General features: G+C 46.4%; 9 protein-coding genes and 3 pseudogenes. 9 read left to right on the plus strand and 3 right to left on the minus strand.

The window, feature by feature from the left end; all coding sequences use genetic code 11:
• Window positions 1-5 precede the first annotated feature (5 nt).
• Complete coding sequence (locus tag BLO31_RS00660; RefSeq protein ID WP_070962375.1) at window positions 6-1,475, minus strand: glutamate synthase subunit beta; 1,470 nt, start codon at window positions 1,473-1,475, stop codon at window positions 6-8.
• A pseudogene (gltB, locus tag BLO31_RS00665) lies at window positions 1,475-6,011 on the minus strand (glutamate synthase large subunit). The gene BLO31_RS00660 and the pseudogene gltB overlap by 1 nt, the downstream one beginning before the upstream one ends.
• A 534-nt stretch (window positions 6,012-6,545) precedes the next feature.
• Here gltB and mnmL point away from each other — a divergent pair.
• From mnmL to BLO31_RS00685, 4 genes and pseudogenes are all read left to right on the plus strand, one after another.
• Window positions 6,546-7,504 (plus strand): annotated as a pseudogene (gene mnmL, locus BLO31_RS00670) (tRNA modification radical SAM protein MnmL/YtqA).
• A gap of 131 nt (window positions 7,505-7,635) precedes the next feature.
• Window positions 7,636-9,381 (plus strand): diguanylate cyclase domain-containing protein, encoded by a 1,746-nt coding sequence (locus BLO31_RS00675; RefSeq protein ID WP_070962377.1) that lies wholly within the window; start codon window positions 7,636-7,638, stop codon window positions 9,379-9,381.
• A 196-nt stretch (window positions 9,382-9,577) separates the two neighbouring features.
• Window positions 9,578-11,917: an aerobic respiration two-component sensor histidine kinase ArcB gene (gene arcB / locus BLO31_RS00680; RefSeq protein WP_070962379.1), complete on the plus strand. Its 2,340-nt coding sequence runs from the start codon at window positions 9,578-9,580 to the stop codon at window positions 11,915-11,917.
• Window positions 11,918-11,921: 4 nt separating this feature from the next.
• Entirely contained in the window at window positions 11,922-12,368 is a 447-nt protein-coding gene (locus BLO31_RS00685) for a hypothetical protein (protein ID WP_070962381.1), read from the plus strand.
• Window positions 12,369-12,428: 60 nt separating this feature from the next.
• Here the strand turns inward: BLO31_RS00685 and tolC are convergent, their stop codons facing one another.
• On the minus strand, window positions 12,429-13,760 hold the full coding sequence (tolC, locus tag BLO31_RS00690; RefSeq protein ID WP_070962383.1) for an outer membrane channel protein TolC: 1,332 nt from the start codon (window positions 13,758-13,760) through the stop codon (window positions 12,429-12,431).
• Window positions 13,761-13,994: 234 nt separating this feature from the next.
• Here tolC and nudF point away from each other — a divergent pair, with 234 nt between their 5' ends.
• The 5 genes and pseudogenes from nudF to parE all read left to right on the plus strand — a co-directional run bounded on the left by nudF (window position 13,995) and on the right by parE (window position 18,674).
• Window positions 13,995-14,624, plus strand: coding sequence for an ADP-ribose diphosphatase (gene nudF, locus BLO31_RS00695; protein ID WP_070962385.1), 630 nt, complete (start codon window positions 13,995-13,997; stop codon window positions 14,622-14,624).
• Window positions 14,612-15,051: pseudogene (locus tag BLO31_RS00700) on the plus strand (DUF1249 family protein). The gene nudF and the pseudogene BLO31_RS00700 overlap by 13 nt, the downstream one beginning before the upstream one ends.
• Before the next feature lie 14 nt (window positions 15,052-15,065).
• Complete coding sequence (gene cpdA, locus BLO31_RS00705; RefSeq protein WP_070962387.1) at window positions 15,066-15,887, plus strand: 3',5'-cyclic-AMP phosphodiesterase; 822 nt, start codon at window positions 15,066-15,068, stop codon at window positions 15,885-15,887.
• Window positions 15,888-15,934: 47 nt separating this feature from the next.
• A complete protein-coding gene (yqiA, locus tag BLO31_RS00710) occupies window positions 15,935-16,519 on the plus strand; it encodes an esterase YqiA (protein WP_070962617.1) in 585 nt (194 codons plus the stop codon).
• 274 nt (window positions 16,520-16,793) lie between these two features.
• Window positions 16,794-18,674 (plus strand): DNA topoisomerase IV subunit B, encoded by a 1,881-nt coding sequence (gene parE, locus BLO31_RS00715; RefSeq protein WP_070962389.1) that lies wholly within the window; start codon window positions 16,794-16,796, stop codon window positions 18,672-18,674.

Genomic DNA, 18,674 nt, shown 5'->3' on the forward strand with positions numbered 1-18,674 from the left:
GTCTTTTACACTGACAACATCAAAGAGTCAGCTTTTGCTTCTAGGTTAGTACCACCCATCAGATATTCATCGATAGCACGAGCACTTTCACGGCCTTCGTTGATACAACGAACCACCAAAGATTGGCCTGTACGCATATCACCAGCAGCGAATACGCCCGGTTGATTGGTTGCAAACCCTTCAGTTGCCACGTTTCCACGCTCATCAAGAGCAATATCCAATTGAGCGAGTACACCGGTTGGTTCTGGGTGTAGGAAGCCCATGGCTAGGAATGCTAAATCACAAGGGATAACACGTTCACTGCCTTCTACTTCTTTGAAGCTTGGACGCTGACCGTCTTTGGCATCTTCCCACACGATATCGGCAAGGCGTAAACCGGTTACTTCACCTTTCTCGTTGCCAATAAACTCTTTAGTCAGAATATTCCAGTGGCGGTCAACCCCTTCTTCGTGAGACGTTGAAGTGCGCAGAATCATTGGGTACTGAGGCCAAGGCATATTGGCTGGGCGCTTCTCTGGTGGGATAGGCATGATCTCAACCTGAGTGATACTTTCCGCACCGTGACGGTTTGAAGTACCTACACAGTCAGAGCCTGTATCACCACCACCGATAACGACAACGTGTTTGCCTGCGGCGTGGATTTCTTCACCTTTCAGATCCATATCGTTAGCACGGCGGTTGTTTTGCGCAAGGAACTCCATCGCAAAGTGAACGCCTTTTAGTTCACGACCGGGAACTGGAAGATTACGAGGTACAGTTGAACCACCAGTAAGCAGAACAACATCGTACTCTTGACGCAACTGCTGAGCGTTAATATCGACACCAATGTGTTGGTTCACTTTGAATTCAACGCCCGCTTCAGCCATTAGGTTGATCTTGCGGTCAATGATATCCATGCCCAGTTTAAAGTCTGGGATACCAAAGCGCAGAAGGCCACCCACTTTTTCATCGCGTTCGTAAACCGTCACTGAGTGACCCGCGCTGTTTAGCTGTTCAGCCGCAGCGAGACCAGCAGGGCCAGAGCCTATGATTGCCACCGTTTTACCCGTGCGAGAACGAGGTGTCTTAGGTTTGGCGTACCCTTCGCGATACGCCGTTTCCACTATGGTCTTCTCGATGTTACAGATAGTGATTGGGTCTTGGTTAATACCAAGTACACAAGCACTTTCACATGGAGCAGGACAGACGCGGCCAGTAAACTCAGGGAAGTTGTTGGTAGAACTGAGAATGTTCCACGCTTCTTCCCAACTATCACGGTAAACCGCGTCGTTAAACTCAGGGATAATGTTGCCGATAGGACAACCGTTGTGACAGAAAGGCACACCACAGTCCATACAGCGCGAAGCCTGAGTACCAATCTTTTCACCAAATTCTTCGTTGAGAACGAACTCTTTGTTGTTCTTGATTCGCTCAGCCGGATCTATCTTTTGTGGTAGTTCACGGCCATGCTCTAAAAATCCAGTAGGCTTACCCATTACACTGCCTCCGCTTCTTTCTGTTCTGCATCTGCCTTGCGTTTTTGAAGTACCGCTTTGTAATCGCGCGGCATAACCTTAACCATGGAGGCTAGGCTTGCTTCAAAATTGTCTAAGAAGGCTTTCGCAACGTCACTTCCTGTGAAATCAACATGCTTGGTTAGCATATCGCGTAGCAAGTCTTTGTCTTCTTGCTCGATTGGGTCTAGGTCAACTAGCTCTGGGTTCAGTTTAGATTCGAAATCACCAGATTTATCCCAAACGTAAGCTACACCACCACTCATACCAGCAGCGAAGTTACGGCCAGTAGAGCCTAAGATGATAGCTGCACCGCCAGTCATGTATTCACAACCGTGGTCACCCACACCTTCGACAACAACTTTAGCGCCTGAGTTACGAACACAGAAACGCTCACCAGCCATGCCTCGGATAAATGACTCACCAGAAGTTGCACCGTAGAAACATACGTTGCCCACAACAATGTTGTCTTCTGCGACCAGCGTAGATTTTGCGTCTGGGTAAAGCACTAGCGTACCGCCAGATAGGCCTTTACCCCAGTAGTCGTTAGCATCGCCTTCAACTTCGAACTTGACGCCTTTGGCTAGGAAAGCACCGAAAGATTGACCCGCAGAACCGTTGAACTTCACGTTCATTGGCTTAGGTAGGCCTTGGTCTTTGTATACTTTAGAGATCTCGTTAGACAGCATGGTACCTGCCGAACGGTCAGTGTTGATGATTGGGAATTGCGCATCAACGGCTTCACCACGTTCTAGCGCAGGAGCAGCGGCTTCGATAAGCTGACGGTCCAGTACGGCTTCAAGGTTGTGGTTTTGCTCTGTTTGATTGAATACGCCATCTTCAGCACGAGCTTGCTCAACATGCAGTACTGGTGACAGATCTAGGTTTCTGTATTTCCAGTGGTTGATGTTTTGGCGAAGCTTGAGTTTCTGACCTTGACCAACCATCTCTTCGATAGTGCGGAAGCCAAGTTCAGCCATGATTTCACGCAGGCCTTCAGCCATGTACTGGAAGAAGGTCACTACGTCTTCTACGCGGCCATCGAAACGCTCACGTAGCGTCTTATTCTGAGTCGCGATACCTACAGGACAGGTGTTCTTATGACACTTACGCATCATGATACAGCCTTCAACAACCAATGCCGCTGTGGCTACACCCCATTCCTCTGCACCAAGTAGTGTTGCTACTGCAAGGTCACGCGGCGTCTTCATCTGACCATCAGTTTGAACAACGATACGGTTACGCAGGCCGTTCTTAAGGAGTGTCTGGTGAGTTTCCGCTAGACCTAGTTCCCAAGGTAGACCTGTATGACGGATAGAAGACATTGGTGAAGCACCAGTACCACCGTCAAAACCAGCGATAAGAACCACGTCAGCTTTAGCTTTTGCAACACCTGAAGCGATAGTACCTACACCCGCTTCCGATACTAGCTTAACGTTAACGCGGCCAGCGCGGTTGGCATTTTTCAAATCGTAGATGAGCTGAGCCAAATCTTCGATTGAGTAAATGTCGTGGTGTGGCGGTGGAGAAATAAGACCAACGCCTGGAGTAGAGTGACGTGTTGCACCGATCCAATCATCAACTTTGTCACCTGGTAGCTGACCACCTTCACCTGGTTTTGCACCCTGAGCCATCTTGATTTGGATTTCGTCAGAGTTAGTTAGGTAGTAAGAGGTAACACCGAAACGACCCGAAGCAACCTGTTTGATTGCAGAGCGTTCCCAGTCACCGTTGTCTTTGCGTTCAAAACGAGCTGGGTCTTCACCACCTTCACCAGAGTTAGACTTGGCGCCTAAACGGTTCATCGCAACAGCAAGAGTTGAGTGAGCCTCGTATGAGATAGAGCCGAACGACATTGCACCAGTTGCGAAACGCTTAACAATGCTTTCGATTGGTTCTACTTCTTCCAGAGGAATAGAGCCCGCAGGTTTTTCACAAACTCAAGTTGGCTGCGCAAAGTAACGGCATTGTCACCTTGCTTATCAACTGCGTCAGCGTACTGTTTGAACTGAGCGTAGTTCTTTTCACGCGTAGACTGTTGCAGCAGTGAAATAGTTTCTGGGTTAAACAGGTGTTTTTCACCGCGCTGTTTCCACTGGTAAACACCGCCGACATCTAGCATCTGAACTGGGATTTCACGAGTTGGGTAACCAACGCGATGACGAATCACCACTTCTTTGGCGATGTCGTCTAGAGTCAGACCCTGAATACGTGAAACGGTACCAGTAAAGTATTTGTCTACTACAGACTTGTGGATACCCAAGGCTTCAAAGATCTGTGCACCGTGGTAAGACTGCAGTGTAGAGATACCCATTTTAGAAAAGATCTTCAGCAGGCCGCCGTTGATCGCTTTGCGGTAGTTATCAAATAGAACATCTACCGAAGTCTCTGGGTTGAGCTTCTTGCGACGTTGAAGATCAACAAGAGTCTCAGTAACCAAGTAAGGGTTGATGGCATTAGCACCGTAACCAACAAGTGTGGCGAAGTGGTGTGTCTCACGAGCGTCACCAGTTTCAACCACAATGCCACATTTGGCACGTAGACCTTTGCGGATTAGGTGGTGGTGTACCGCACCTACCGCTAGCATCGCAGGGATAGCAGCGTGGTTAGAGTTTACCGCGCGGTCGGTCAGTAGGATGATTGAGTAGCCGTCATTGACTGCGTCTTCTGCGTATTGGCAAATACGCTTAAGAGCACGCTCAAGTTTGCCTTCGTCTTCACTTGCTTGGAAAACGATATCAAGAGTTTTTGCTTGTAAGTGCTCGTTATCGATAGCGCGTAGCTTTTCTAGCTCGGCATTTGAGATAACTGGTGACTCAAGCTCTACTTTACGACAGTGAACTGGCGATTCGGCAAGAAGGTTCTGATCCTTACCGATGTAAGTGTTCAGAGACATAACCATACGCTCGCGAATCGGGTCGATTGGCGGGTTAGTTACCTGCGCGAACAACTGCTTAAAGTAGTTTGAAAGGTGTTGTGACTGGTGAGATAGCACTGCTAATGGCCAGTCCGCACCCATAGCTGAAAGCGGCTCTTTGCCGTCGTTTGCCATAGGTACAATGATTTCGTTTACTTCTTCTGAGCTAAAGCCAAATGCTTGTTGACGGTGCAGTAGACGCTCAGGAGTCGGTTGACTGTGAACGTTGTCTGCTTCTGGCAGTGCCTTCAGGCTTAAAAGGTTCTCTTCTACCCATTTCTCGTATGGCTGTGCTGTCGCTATGGTGTCTTTCACCTCTTCGTCAGAGATGATTCGACCTTGTTCTAGATCGGCAACAAAGATACGACCGGGCTGTAGACGACCTCGGTATTCTACGTTTTCAGGTTCAATTTCTACTACACCAGACTCAGACGCCATTACGAGGAAATCATCTTTTGTCACTGTGTAGCGAGAAGGGCGAAGGCCGTTTCGGTCTAGTGTCGCACCAACTTGAACACCATCAGTAAAACATACTGACGCAGGGCCATCCCAAGGTTCCATGATGTTTGCATGGTACTGGTAGAATGCGCGGCGCGTAGGATCCATGGTTTTGTTTTCTTGCCATGCTTCTGGGATCATCATCATCAGAGCATGAGGCAAGCTACGGCCTGATAGAACTAATAGTTCTAGGGCCATATCGAAGTTCGATGAGTCAGAGCTTCCTTCCTGACAAATAGGAAGAAGCATATCGATCTCTGCCTGAGTAAACAGATCAGATTCGATGATCGCTTCGCGCGCTTTCATCCAGTTCAGGTTACCGCGAACTGTATTGATTTCGCCGTTATGAGCAATGTAACGGAAAGCTGCGCCAAACGCCATTTAGGGAATGTATTGGTAGAGAAACGCGAGTGAACCAGAGCTAGGGCTGTCACCATCGTTGGGTTTTGCAGATCAAGGAAGTACTGAGGTACTTGCTCGGTGGTTAACTGACCCTTGTACACCAACGTTTTGTATGACATTGAGTTGATGTAAAAGTCATCACCAATGTTAGAAACGCTTTCAAGACACACGCGTACGGTGTAGTTACGCAAAACGTACAGTTTGCGTTCAAGCTCTTCGGGTGTCGTGCTTGGACCACCTGAAATGAAAACGTGCTCAAACTGAGGTTCGGTACTCAGTGGGTCGGCACCAATCATTGAGTTATCAGTAGGAAGTACACGGTAGCCCAGTACTTCTAGCTCTAGGCGCTTTGCATTGCGCTCTAGGATGTCACGACATTGCGCACGTTTGTTTTCGTCTTTAGGGAAGAGTACGACACCAACGCCATACTTTTCAAAAGAAGGTAACTTAATACCAAGTTGAACGGCTTCTTCTAAAAGAAATTCGTGCGGTTTTTGCAACAAGATACCTGCGCCGTCACCACTGCAAGGGTCACAACCCTGTCCGCCACGGTGTTCCATACGCGCTAGCATATCTAGTGCTTGAGTAACCACTTCATGAGATTTACGGTTCTTCAGGTGAGCGACAAAACCGATACCACAAGCATCATGCTCCAGTTCTGGAGTATAAAGACCTTGTGCACTATGTTCGCTATTTACCATAGATACATCCTTCCAGTTAAATTGGGCGCAAGTGTACTAAGTGAACTTAATCACGCGCCTCTTCCTTATAGTTGGTGCCTCGGCCAATCTAGGTTGACTGGCTTTGATTCCTTTCCGTCTCCCACAGGAATAATGTTGTGGGAAAAACTTTCCTTGGTGATATCCGTTTTTTTATTACCACTAAATAGTGATTTGTTTTGAAGGGGTCTGGATAGCACCGAATTTTCCGCTTATTTGTTGTTGTTGAAAATACAAAAAACGCACAAAATCCGTAAGTATCCTACAATTTTGTGACATAGAATTGCAATCAAAACTCACCCCTGTAGGTCATTTTTTTAGTTGTAAAATGAATACTTCGAGTAACAAACCCGCAACATTACGCAAATAACGCTTTTTAATCGCATGTTTATTGATTTTGCTTAGGGGTAAGGCCTATCAATTCACTATTCTTTTGTTTCATTTTTTCTTGAATTTTTGTAATTAACTTTCAGAAATGGTAGTGATAATCATTATCATTAATAAAAGCGGTGTTTTATGCAGTTACACGAACTTGTGAATACGTTGGGGCAGGATCTCCAACGTCGATATGGCGAAAAAGTCCACAAGTTAACTTTGCATGGAGGCTTTAGTTGCCCAAATAGAGACGGCACTATTGGACGAGGCGGATGCACGTTTTGCAATGTCGCTTCCTTTGCTGACGAATCGGCTCAATTGCAAAGCATTGCGCAGCAGTTAACGGATCGGGCAGGGGAAGTAAATCGAGCGAAAAAGTATTTAGCGTATTTTCAGGCCTACACGAGTACTTATGCGGAAGTTCAAGTACTAAAAAATATGTATGAAGAGGCTTTGAAAAGTGCTGATATCGTAGGGCTATGCGTGGGTACTCGACCAGATTGCGTTCCCGATGCGGCGTTGAAGCTATTGGCTGATTATGTTCAGCAAGGCTATGAAATTTGGTTGGAGCTGGGTTTGCAGACCGCCAATAACAAAACTCTGAAACGCATTAATCGCGGACACGATTTTGAGTGCTATGAAAATATGGCCAAAAAAGCGCGCGCTCTAGGTATTAAGGTTTGTACGCATTTGATTGTTGGCTTGCCCGGTGAAGGGCGGGATGAAAACTCGATACTATGAGCAAGGTAATTCAAGCGGGAACAGATGGTATCAAGCTACACGGCCTACATATCGTCGAGGGCAGTACCATGGCTAAAGCGTGGCGAGCGGGGCGATTAAAAGCGCCAGAATTAGACGAGTATGTCTCGATTGCCAGTGAGCTGATTCGCATGACACCGCCAGAGGTGGTCTACCACCGAGTCTCTTCTTCGGCGAGAAAACCCACCCTGTTAGCGCCTGATTGGTGTGAAAATAGGTGGCTAGCAATGACGGAATTAGGCCGAGCCTTGGCCAAGGATGGAGCACAAGGGGCTCTAATTAATCAGGAATTTATATATACAAAACCATCACTAAAACGAGATTTGCACCCCAGTTCCTGATATCTTCTGTATTCTTATTATGAAACGGTTTGGTATTGAGTTGGATATATCACAGGAGTTTTCGCCGTTATCTCCTTTATCCATTATTAAGGGTATGTGTTGCGCGGAGCAACCCGTAGATAGATTAACTGATGAGCGAAGCATTGGTCATTTCATCAAACTTTGTAGGCTACGCAATGGGTGTGCTGGCACTCTTTGTGTTTCTTGTGCTTGTCTATTGCGTTTATCGCGCTTTTCAACACCATTTGACTACCCTTTTAAAAGAGACGCCAACCCCTCTACTTGTTATTGAGCTTTCCTCTGGGAAACTGAGTTATGCCAATCAAAGCGCAAGACAGCTATTAGGTATTAGAAGAGTCGGCAAGGCTTACCTATTGCCTGATTCAGTCGGTGAGGATTTCATTGTTCGCCAATTGAAATATATGGCGGGAAACTCATTTAAATCCCTAACTAGTGATTGGCCGCTCTCCTCTCGTCAGAAAGTCAAAATTGAACTCGCGGGTCGAAAGACGATATTTATGGGCAAACGCAGTTGGCTCATTTATGCCTCTAAGCGTCAATCAAGTCGCCAAGAGTTTTCAGAAGAGATCCACTCCTTGCAAATGATCAAAAGTGCGTTTGATAATTTGTCCGAACTTATTTTCCTCAAAGATCTTCAAGGGAACTTGTTAGTGACCAATCGCGCTTTCGAAAAGTTTTGGCATGAACGAGTGGAAGAGGGGAGCACCGATATTAAAGGTGAAATGAAAGGTCGAATTAGCAAACAGCATTGGACGACAGCGCCAGATGGCAGAAGTTGCTTACTCGAAACCTATCAAAGCACTTTACTGTCAGTGACGGGTGAAAAGCTGGGTACACTCGGAATTAGCCATGATGTTACCGACTGGCACAACATCCAGAAAAGTCTAAGAGACGAAATGGAAAAACGCCGAGATACCGAGGTCGCCCTTGCCCAGCGCGATACCATCTTGCAAAACATTCTCGAATCTAGCCCAGATTCGATCGGCATTTTTAACGAAAATATGGTTTATCAGGCGTGTAACGAACCGTTTGTTCACGCGCTTGGTATTGCTGAGGTTTCAGATTTGATTGGCAAACGCCTTCAAGATGTGGTGCCCAACGAAATGTACGCTCGTATTTCTGCAAGTGATAGTCAGGTGCTACACGAGGGTAAATCTTTGCGTTATATCGATAAAACGCGCAGCTCAACAGGGAGTTACGTTTGGTATGACGTGGTGAAGTCCCCCTTCCGAGATCCTGCGTCGGGCACAAACGGTGTTTTAATCATGGCAAGGGACGTCTCTGAGCGTTACCTCGCGGAGCAAAAGCTAGAAGAAGCGAACCAAGAGTTGGCTAGACTGAGTTTTATTGATGGGTTGACTCAAGTAGGCAACCGCAGGAAGTTTGATGAACAGCTTCAGATCGTGTGGAATCTGCACGTTCGCGAGAAAACGCCCCTGACCATTATGCTTTGTGATATCGACTTCTTTAAAGGTTTCAACGATCACTACGGGCATTTACAGGGAGATGAAGCGCTGATCAAAGTAGCGGCTGCATTTGAGTCAGTGCTCACTCGATCGAGCGATTGTGTTGCTCGTTACGGTGGAGAGGAGTTTGGCTTTATTTTGCCAAACACAACGGCAGAAGGCGCAGCGAAAATCGCACAGCGTCTCCACAATAAGATCCTTTCCCTAGCAATACCTCATCAAGCCTCATCGGTCAGCGAGCAGTTAACCGTGAGCATTGGTGTGATCTCTTCTACCCCTCAAAATGAAGAACTGCCAGAAACCATGGTAGCAATGGCAGATAGCGCTCTTTATCAAGCCAAAGCCGAAGGTCGAAATCGCACTAGCGTTCACCCTGCCTCGGACAGCTAAGCTACAGCGATTTAGACTTGCGGGAGGATTTTTTTGCTGTTGTGAGACGCATCCACCTTGTTGACGGCGAATCTCTTACTACCATAGAACAAAAAAGGTAGACTGCTGTTTAATCTCTTCTTTTCTTTTGCTTGTACGGGTGAATGTTTCTCAAAGGTAGCGAAAGAGCGCGCGACCTTTTCTCACGGAGTGTTTAATGAAGCCAATAAAAAACCTCGCACAATACTACGTAGACCTACTGGTAAAGCTGGGCATTCTGCGTTTTTCGATTCTCCTCGCCTTGGCACTTGTGGCGCTAGCGGTGGTGGTACAGGTCGGTATTACTTTAGTGCTGACGGGATATGTCGATGATATTGATATTGTTCGTTCGGTGTTTTTTGGTCTGATCATTACACCTTGGGCAGTGTATTTTCTCTCCGTAGTGGTCGATCAACTCGAAGAGTCTCGACAGCGTCTCTCCAAACTGGTTGCCAAATTAAAAGATATGCGAGGTCGAGATCAGGAACTCAATATCAAGCTTCAGCAAAATATCTCTAAACTGAATCAAGAAATTGAAGAGCGAATTAAAGCTGAAGAAGCCCGAGAAGAGGCGATGAAAGACCTAGAAAACGAGGTCTATCAGAGAGAGCGAACCCAAATGGAACTGGCTGAGCGAACAGCGCTATTGCGCTCATTTATCGATGCGTCACCAGACTTAATCTATTACCGCAACGCAGAAGGCGTGTTCTCCGGCTGTAACAGGGCGATGGAAGAGCTGACGGGTAAAAAAGAGAGCCAATTGGTAGGGCTTACCCCTTGGGAAGTATATAGCAAAGAAGTGGCTCAGCAGATCGTCGATACGGATGAGAAAGTATTTGCCGATAATCAAACCCTCACTTACGAGCAATGGTTGGAATATCCCGATGGTCGCAAAGCCTATTTTGAACTGAGAAAAGTGCCTTTTTACAGCAAAGAAGGCCGTCACTTAGGTTTGGTCGGCTTTGGTCGTGACATCACTGAACGCAAACGCCATGAAGAGTCATTAGAAAAAGCGAGTAGGGATAAAACGACCTTTATCTCTACCATCAGTCACGAATTGAGAACCCCCCTCAATGGTATTGTTGGTTTGAGTCGTATGCTGCTTGATACTCAGTTGACAGAAGAGCAGCGACATCATATGCAGACGATTAATGTCAGCGCTGTGACATTGGGCAATATCTTTAATGACATTATCGATATGGACAAGTTTGATCGCCGCAAGTTGGAACTCTACCCAGCCCCTTTAAACTTTGAAGACTTTGTAGTGGAGATGGAAAGCGTTTCCGCACTTATGGCTCAACAAAAAGGCTTGCGCTTTGACTTAGAGAGACTGAGCGACTTTCCCGTCGCTATTGAAGCGGATGCGACGCGACTTCGACAGGTGCTTTGGAATTTGATCAGCAATGCGATGAAGTTTACCAAGGAGGGCGGGGTCGTAATGACGGTTAGCGCCGAAACTCATCGAGATAGTGCGACCATTGTTATTGAAGTTGAAGATAGCGGTGTGGGGATCCCAGAAAAAGAGCTCGATAAGATTTTTGCAATGTACTATCAGGTCAAATCTGGCAAAGATAACCTACATGCCGTCGGTACGGGGATTGGCTTAGCGGTGTCTAGGCAACTTATCAAGATGATGAACGGCGACATTACCGTTACTAGTGAAGAAGGCTTTGGTAGCACATTTACTGTCACCATAGAAGTTCCTTTGGCGGAGCTACCAGAAGTCAAAGTTCCGGATACCGATAAGCAGCCAAGTTTGAATATCTTTATGGTTGAAGATATTGAGCTTAACGTTACGGTTGCTAAGTCCTTGCTGGAAAGCTTGGGGCATACGGTAAAAGTGGCCATGAATGGGCAAGATGCATTGCTGCAGTTTAGCCCAGAAGAGTTTGATCTTGTCTTTCTCGATATTCAATTACCAGATATGACAGGGTTTGATATCGCAGAGCACTATCGCAAGACGTATGAAAACTTGCCACCATTAGTTGCACTGACTGCTAATGTTTTGAAAAACAAGCAAGAGTACTTAGATAGAGGTATGGACGATGCCATTAGTAAGCCCCTATCTGTTACCGCAATACAAGACGTGATCTGCAAGTTTGTCGCCAACTCGGTTGAGGAGCTTCCTGTGCAAAAGCCCGAACTCGACGCTGTGGATAGCGACGAGATTTATCAGCGCTTATTAGATCTTAATATGCTCGACTCTTATGTGGGTATAGTAGGTGCTCAACCTGTATTAGATAGCATAGAGATGTTTGAGCAGATGATGCCAGAGTATATTGAAGTACTCGACTCTAACATGACTGCAAAAGACCAAGAAGGTATTGTGTCCGAGGCTCATAAGATAAAAGGCGCGGCGGGCTCTATTGGATTACAGCACATTCAGCAAGTCGCTCAGAAAGCCCAATCTCCGGATCTACCTGCTTGGTGGGAGAACATTGATGACTGGGTAGAAGAAATTAAAAACGAATACCAAAATGATATAGAAATCTTAAAACAATGGTTATCACAAAGGTGAAGAGATGAAGAAAGTAGCAGCAGTAGTTCTAGGTTTAGGCCTGTTAGCAGGTTGCTCTAGTCAACAGGGTGAGTGGGTTGATAATCGTCCAGTAGAATTTGCAGGAACCAGCTTAAGTTTGGAAAGCAACCTTTGGTTTAACAAGATGCCAACCATTGGTGAGGTTCAAGACAAGACGCTCCACGGCGCGGTGTATTTAGAAGCGGAAGAGACCTTACCTGCGGATCTCGAAATCGAAAGTGTTACGTTGCGTCAAGGTGATGAAGTGGTGTTGATTGAAGGTGATTTACTCGAGCTTCGAACTCATAGTGAGCACAAGTGGGAAGTAGCATTTGTGTGGCAACTGGAACTAGAAGAGTCTCAACCAGTGGATGTCGCTTTAACCCTAAATGACGGGCAAAGCTCGCAAATTATCGTTGAGCAGGACGTTAAAATAGACTCGGTTTATTAATCTGAAGCCAAACAAAAAGGGCTTGCCACTGGCAAGCCCTTTGCGATTTCAATCGATGGATTACACCGCTGGTTTTAGGCCGGCGTTGACATCAATAATATCTTGCTCATTCAAGGTGCCCACCGCTTGGCGAAGCTGTAGTACGCTCAAGATGTAGTTGTAGCGAGCGTTAGACAGGTTCTTATTCGCGTCGTATAGACGGCGGGTTGCATCAAGCACGTCAACAATTGTACGCGTACCTACATCAAATCCAGCTTCTGTTGCTTCTAAGGCAGAGCGAGCAGAAACAACGGTTTGCTCGTAAGCGCGAAGTGCACCAATCGAAGCGCTGATATTGTTGTTAAATGCGCGAACGTCTTTGACAACACTGCGGTAAGTGGCTTCAAGATCTTGGCTTGCAGCGACATAGTTGTACTCAGCCTGTTTAGTCAGAGACGTCACTTTACCACCTAGGTAAAGAGGAATTGACAGGTTTAGGCCGACGTTAAACATATCCTGATCATATTCGTCAGTGGCGGTTGCCCCGTTGCTTTGATCAGTAAGAGAGTAGCTGCCATCTAGCGTCAGTGAAGGTAAGTGACCTGAACTTGCTAGAGAAATATTGTCACGAGCAATATCTTGTCCGATGCGAGCGCTTAGCAAACTAAGGTTTTCTTGCTGAGCTTTTTTAACTAGCGCGTCAATGGTCTCTTCCGTTTTGCTAGCAGAGAAACGCTTAGTATCAAGGACGTGCAGGTTGTCGTGCTCTTGACCAGTAATTTCACGAAGGCCTTCGTAGCTGTTGGTTAGGCTGTTTTCTGCCAGTACTTCATCAGCGAGTACGCCGTCGTACTGAGCCTGTGCATCATGCACATCAGTGATAGCAGACAGACCAACTTCAAAACGCTGTTTAGTTTGCTCAAGTTGACGACCGACCGCCGCTTTTTCTGCACGAACAAACTCAAGGTTATCTTGAGCTTTCAGTACATCAAAGTAGGCTTGTGCAACGCGTAAAATAAGCGCTTGCTGCGTTGCCGCATAGGCAGCGTCAGTTTTGCGAGCGGTTTTTTCTGAAGTATCTAAAGTCACCCAGCTAGAGCGGTTAAACAGCTCTTGGCTAAAACCGATAGCACCAGTGAATTGGTTGCTGTCCAGATCGGCTGAACCACCTGCATCAAAATCACGTTCACCGCGGTTAATATCATAACCTGCCGTTAAGCTGATCTGAGGTAGTAAAGTACTGCGGCTAGAGTTGACGGCTTCAAAAGCGGCATCCCTTTGAGCTGCAATGCTAAGAAGTTTTGGATCGTGTTCCTTTGCCTGCTTGTAGATTTCTGCGAGCGTATCGGCCCAAGCGGTACTGCTCACGCTTCCCAGTGCGGCACTAATCAATAATGGAAGCAGTTTTCTCATGGTATATATTCCTGCCATAAATATGAAAGAAGTTGATGGGTCAAGAGTTTAACGTAAAACGAAGCGTTTTCCTCGAAACTTTGCCTTTTTTTACATCATAACTATCCAGTTGTGCAATATATTTAATTAATCAATTAAAAAACGTTGTAACTTTTGTACAAAAAGTTGAGCCACGTCCTTGGAAATACGGGTAATCTCTCAGTAAACTATAAGATTCACTCAGAGAGGTTATAAATGCAACAGTCTGACAAGCAACTAGGTGAATTTACACCCCAAGATGTGGAAGTTTTCTCAAAAGAGACCCTTTTTAAGGGCTTCTTTAAAATGGTGAAGTATCGCTTCCGACATAAGTTGTTTGAAGGAGGTTGGAGTCAACCGATCGAGCGGGAGATGTTTGAGCGCGGTCACGCTGCAGCTATGTTGCCCTATGATCCAGTAAAGGATGAAGTGGTTATCATCGAGCAAATCAGAGTGGGCGCACTTGAACACGAGTCTCCTTGGCAAATGGAAATCGTTGCTGGAATCATAGACAGGGACGAAACTGCTGAGTCGGTAGTTAAACGAGAAGCGCAAGAAGAAGCCGGTCTTGAGGTCGGTAAAGTGGAAAAGGTGACTTCTTATTACCCTTCTTCCGGAGGATGTTCAGAAAAACTCGACGTCTACGTGGGAGAAATCAGCACAGAAGGTGCGGGTGGCGTTCATGGTTTAGACTATGAAGGAGAAGATATTCGCGTCCACGTGCTAAGTCGTCAAGAAGCCTATCATTGGGTAACGAGCGGCAAGTTCGAAAATGGCGCTTCTATTATCGCCTTACAATGGTTGCAGTTGAACTATCAGGAATTACAGGAAAAATGGCAGAAGTAGCACCAAAACGTCCATACCACGTCGACTTAGCGGAGTTGATGCGCACGTATGAGACCAATTATGCCAAATTGAACGCGTTATTACCCAATGCTCCAACGGTTGGGGATGTGCGTTGTTACCAAGCTGCCAGTATGTCTTATCAAATTGAAGTGGGCGAGGTCACAAAGTACACAACTTTGGTCGACATCTGTCAAAGCGATAAAATTCCGGTATTTCCATTGCCTAAGATGTCTGTCAGGCTGTACCACGATGCCCGTGTAGCAGAAGTGCTAACTTGCGCGCATCTTAAGCGCATCAAGCGCGCAACGAGTACCCAAATGATAAGATGGTACAGAAGGATGAAAAAGCACAGCTAAATCGTTTTTTAGGAGATTGGCTGACGTTTTGCTTACGCCACGGTATTAGTCGAAACCCAATACAACATTAGTCAGGTTAAGAATTTTGAAATTGTCTTATAGCTCAAAGAGTTCGAGCAGTATTAAGCTATTACAGATAACGGATACTCACCTGTTTGCTCCTGCAGACGGGCGGCTGCTTAGTATAAATACCAGCGAAAGCTTTACTTCGGTAGTGAATGCGATTGTTGAAGAAAATGTTGAGTTTGATGCCATTCTGGCAACGGGTGATATTTCTCAAGACCATACCGAAGCGTCATACCAACGATTTGAAAAGGGTATTCTACCGTTGGAAAAGCCGTGCTTTTGGTTGCCCGGTAATCACGACTACAAGCCAAGTATGGGGAGCGTTTTACCTTCGCCGCAAATACATCAAACAGAACAAGTGTTGCTGGGGGATCACTGGCAGGTAATCCTATTGGACTCGCAGGTCGTTGGCGTTCCTCATGGCGAATTGAGTGAAGAGCAGCTCACCTTACTGGATTCGGCCTTATCGCAATACCCAGAAAAAAGTGCGTTGGTACTACTGCACCACCATCCGGTTTTAGCGGGGAGCGCTTGGCTGGATCAGCACACCCTTAAAAAGAGTGAAGCTTTTTGGGATGTGGTAGGTCGACACAATACTGTTAAAGCCGTTTTGTGTGGACATATTCACCAAGACTTGGATAAAGATGTGAATGGTGTACGTGTTATCGCAACACCGTCGACTTGTGTGCAGTTTAAACCAAATTCAGATGACTTCGCATTGGACAACCAGTCTCCGGGTTGGCGAGAATTAGAGCTTTGCGATGATGGAAGTTTGAAAACGGTTATCAAACGCTTACCAGCGGGCGCATATCAACCCGATTTTCACTCTACAGGATACTAAGATAAGGCTCATTGATTGAGCCTTATCTCATTATGGCGGTAAACAAAATGAATCAATCCTCGCTGCTTCTCTACATTCACGGATTTAACAGTTCTCCTCAGTCTCATAAAGCCAATGTGATGGCTGAGTATTGTCAAACCCATAGACCAGATATCAAAGTGATTACTCCGCAGATGGCTTGCTTTCCCGAGGAGGCAGCATCTCAGCTTCTAGAGATAGTGGAGCAGCATCGCAGGGATTATCGAATCGCTTTGATTGGCAGTTCGCTAGGCGGCTACCTCTCCGTGTGGTTAAACCACAAATTTGGTTTTAAAGCGGCGGTAATTAACCCAGCCGTTAGGCCCTATGAGTTACTCCAAGACTACTTGGGCGAGCAAGAAAACCCGTATACGGGTCAGAAGTATATGCTGGAAGACAAGCATATTGACCAGCTGCGAACACTAGATGTTGCAGAGATACAAGCACCAACCGATTTTTGGTTGCTGCAACAAGAAGGGGATGAAATTTTAGATTACCGAGATGCGGTAGTGCGCTTTAAGGGAGCGAAGCAAACGGTAGAGCCAAATGGCGATCATAGTTTCGTCAATTTTGAGCGCTACCCTAGCCAAATTATTGAGTTTCTTGAGTTATAGAACGAAAAGTACTCAAGGAACACAAAGGAGCAGTGACTTGGCATATTTATCTGCCTAGTTCACTCATTCATTGAGGGAAGAGTCATAATTTTACGAGTTACTTACCTATCACTCTTGACATAGGAAGGTCTCTCTCTGACTATGTTTCCCCAGTACTTCTGCAGTTGAGAATGCTGATAAATAGGGCGTTTTGAGTCATTTTTCATCTAGATTAGAAAAACAGCTTTATTCTCCTGCAAAGTGAACATTTTAATTTCGAACGATATTCCGTGTTATGACTGAACAATATAATGCTGGAGCCATTGAGGTTCTTAATGGTCTGGAACCAGTACGTCGCCGACCGGGGATGTATACGGATACAGCGCGACCAAACCACTTAGGTCAGGAAGTTATCGACAACAGTGTCGATGAAGCGCTCGCCGGACATGCTAAAAAAGTACAAGTAATACTACATGCCGATCAGTCGCTGGAAGTGATTGACGACGGGCGTGGTATGCCAGTTGATATTCACCCGGAAGAGAAAGTCTCCGGTGTTGAACTGATTTTATGTAAGTTGCATGCTGGTGGTAAGTTTTCTAACAAAAATTATCAGTTTTCCGGTGGTTTACACGGGGTTGGTATCTCAGTAGTTAACGCTCTGTCCAAACGTGTAGAAGTCACGGTAAGACGCGATGGTCAGGTGTATGAAATTGCCTTTGAACACGGCGACAAAGTTTCTGATCTGACGGTGACGGGAACATGTGGCCGTCGCAATCGCGGTACCAGTGTCCACTTCTGGCCGGATGCAAAATATTTTGATTCGGGCAACTTCTCGGTGACTCGCCTTATTAACAACCTAAGAGCGAAAGCGGTGCTTTGCCCCGGGTTGGAAATTACCTTCAGTGACAAAGTGAATGGCAATGAGCATCGCTGGTTCTATGAAGATGGCTTAAAAGATTATCTCGCTGAAGGGGTGAAAGGGTTTACCGTTTTACCTGAAGAGCCTTTTACTGGAGAGTTTTCCGCAGAAACTGAAGCGGCGAATTGGGCCGTGATCTGGCAGCCAGAAGGCGGTGAGATGATCACCGAGAGCTACGTAAACCTGATCCCAACTGCGCAGGGTGGTACTCATGTTAACGGGTTGCGTCAAGGCTTACTCGACGCCATGCGAGAGTTCTGTGAGTTCCGAAACTTACTACCGCGCGGTGTTAAGTTGACGGGCGATGATGTGTTTGACCGCTGCTCTTATGTCCTGTCAGTGAAGATGCAAGATCCTCAGTTTGCGGGACAGACCAAAGAGCGCCTTTCATCACGCCAAACCGCTGCGTTTGTTTCAGGCGTAGTGAAAGACTCCTTTAGTTTGTGGTTGAACGAAAAACCACAACTTGCAGAGCAACTCGCAGAAGTCTGTATTGCTAATGCCCACCGCAGAATGCGTGCAGCTAAGAAAGTGGTTCGCAAAAAGGTGGCATCTGGGCCGGCCTTACCGGGCAAGCTGACTGATTGTTCTCAACAGGATCTCAGCCGAACTGAAATTTTCTTTGTCGAGGGTGACTCGGCAGGTGGTAGTGCCAAGCAGGCGCGCGACCGAGAATTCCAAGCCGTAATGCCACTTCGCGGTAAGATCTTGAATACATGGGAAGTGTCTGCGGATCAGGTATTGGCTTCACAAGAAGTTCACGACATATCGGTGGCTTTGGGTATAGACCCAGATAACGACAACCTAGAGGGCCTCAGATACGGCAAGATCTGTATTCTCGCCGATGCGGACTCGGATGGTCTGCATATCGCCACACTACTTTGTGCTCTGTTTACTCGCCACTTCCGCGCACTTGTCGAAGCGGGACACATATATGTGGCAATGCCTCCACTCTATCGTATCGATTGCGGCAAGGAAGTTTTCTATGCCCTCGATGACGATGAGAAAGAAGGTGTACTAGAGCGACTGTCTAAGAAAAAAGCCAAAATCAATGTTCAGCGATTTAAAGGTCTGGGTGAAATGAACCCACTTCAATTACGCGAAACCACTATGGATCCAAATACGCGTCGTTTAGTGCAGTTAACGATCGACGACGATGAAGCGACCGTTGAAATGATGGATATGCTGTTAGGTAAAAAGCGTGCCGATGACCGACGTTCTTGGCTGCAAAATAACGGCGATATGGCTGAGGTTTAA

Source organism: Vibrio sonorensis (genome assembly GCF_001854765.1).
Taxonomy (GTDB): domain Bacteria; phylum Pseudomonadota; class Gammaproteobacteria; order Enterobacterales; family Vibrionaceae; genus Vibrio; species Vibrio sonorensis.

Coding starts and splice junctions, on each gene's coding strand:
- BLO31_RS00660 (WP_070962375.1), bottom strand. CDS start 1,475: ATGGGTAAGCCTACTGGATTTTTAGAGCATGGCCGTGAACTACCACAA.
- BLO31_RS00675 (WP_070962377.1), top strand. CDS start 7,636: ATGAGCGAAGCATTGGTCATTTCATCAAACTTTGTAGGCTACGCAATG.
- arcB (WP_070962379.1), top strand. CDS start 9,578: ATGAAGCCAATAAAAAACCTCGCACAATACTACGTAGACCTACTGGTA.
- BLO31_RS00685 (WP_070962381.1), top strand. CDS start 11,922: ATGAAGAAAGTAGCAGCAGTAGTTCTAGGTTTAGGCCTGTTAGCAGGT.
- tolC (WP_070962383.1), bottom strand. CDS start 13,760: ATGAGAAAACTGCTTCCATTATTGATTAGTGCCGCACTGGGAAGCGTG.
- nudF (WP_070962385.1), top strand. CDS start 13,995: ATGCAACAGTCTGACAAGCAACTAGGTGAATTTACACCCCAAGATGTG.
- yqiA (WP_070962617.1), top strand. CDS start 15,935: ATGAATCAATCCTCGCTGCTTCTCTACATTCACGGATTTAACAGTTCT.
- parE (WP_070962389.1), top strand. CDS start 16,794: ATGACTGAACAATATAATGCTGGAGCCATTGAGGTTCTTAATGGTCTG.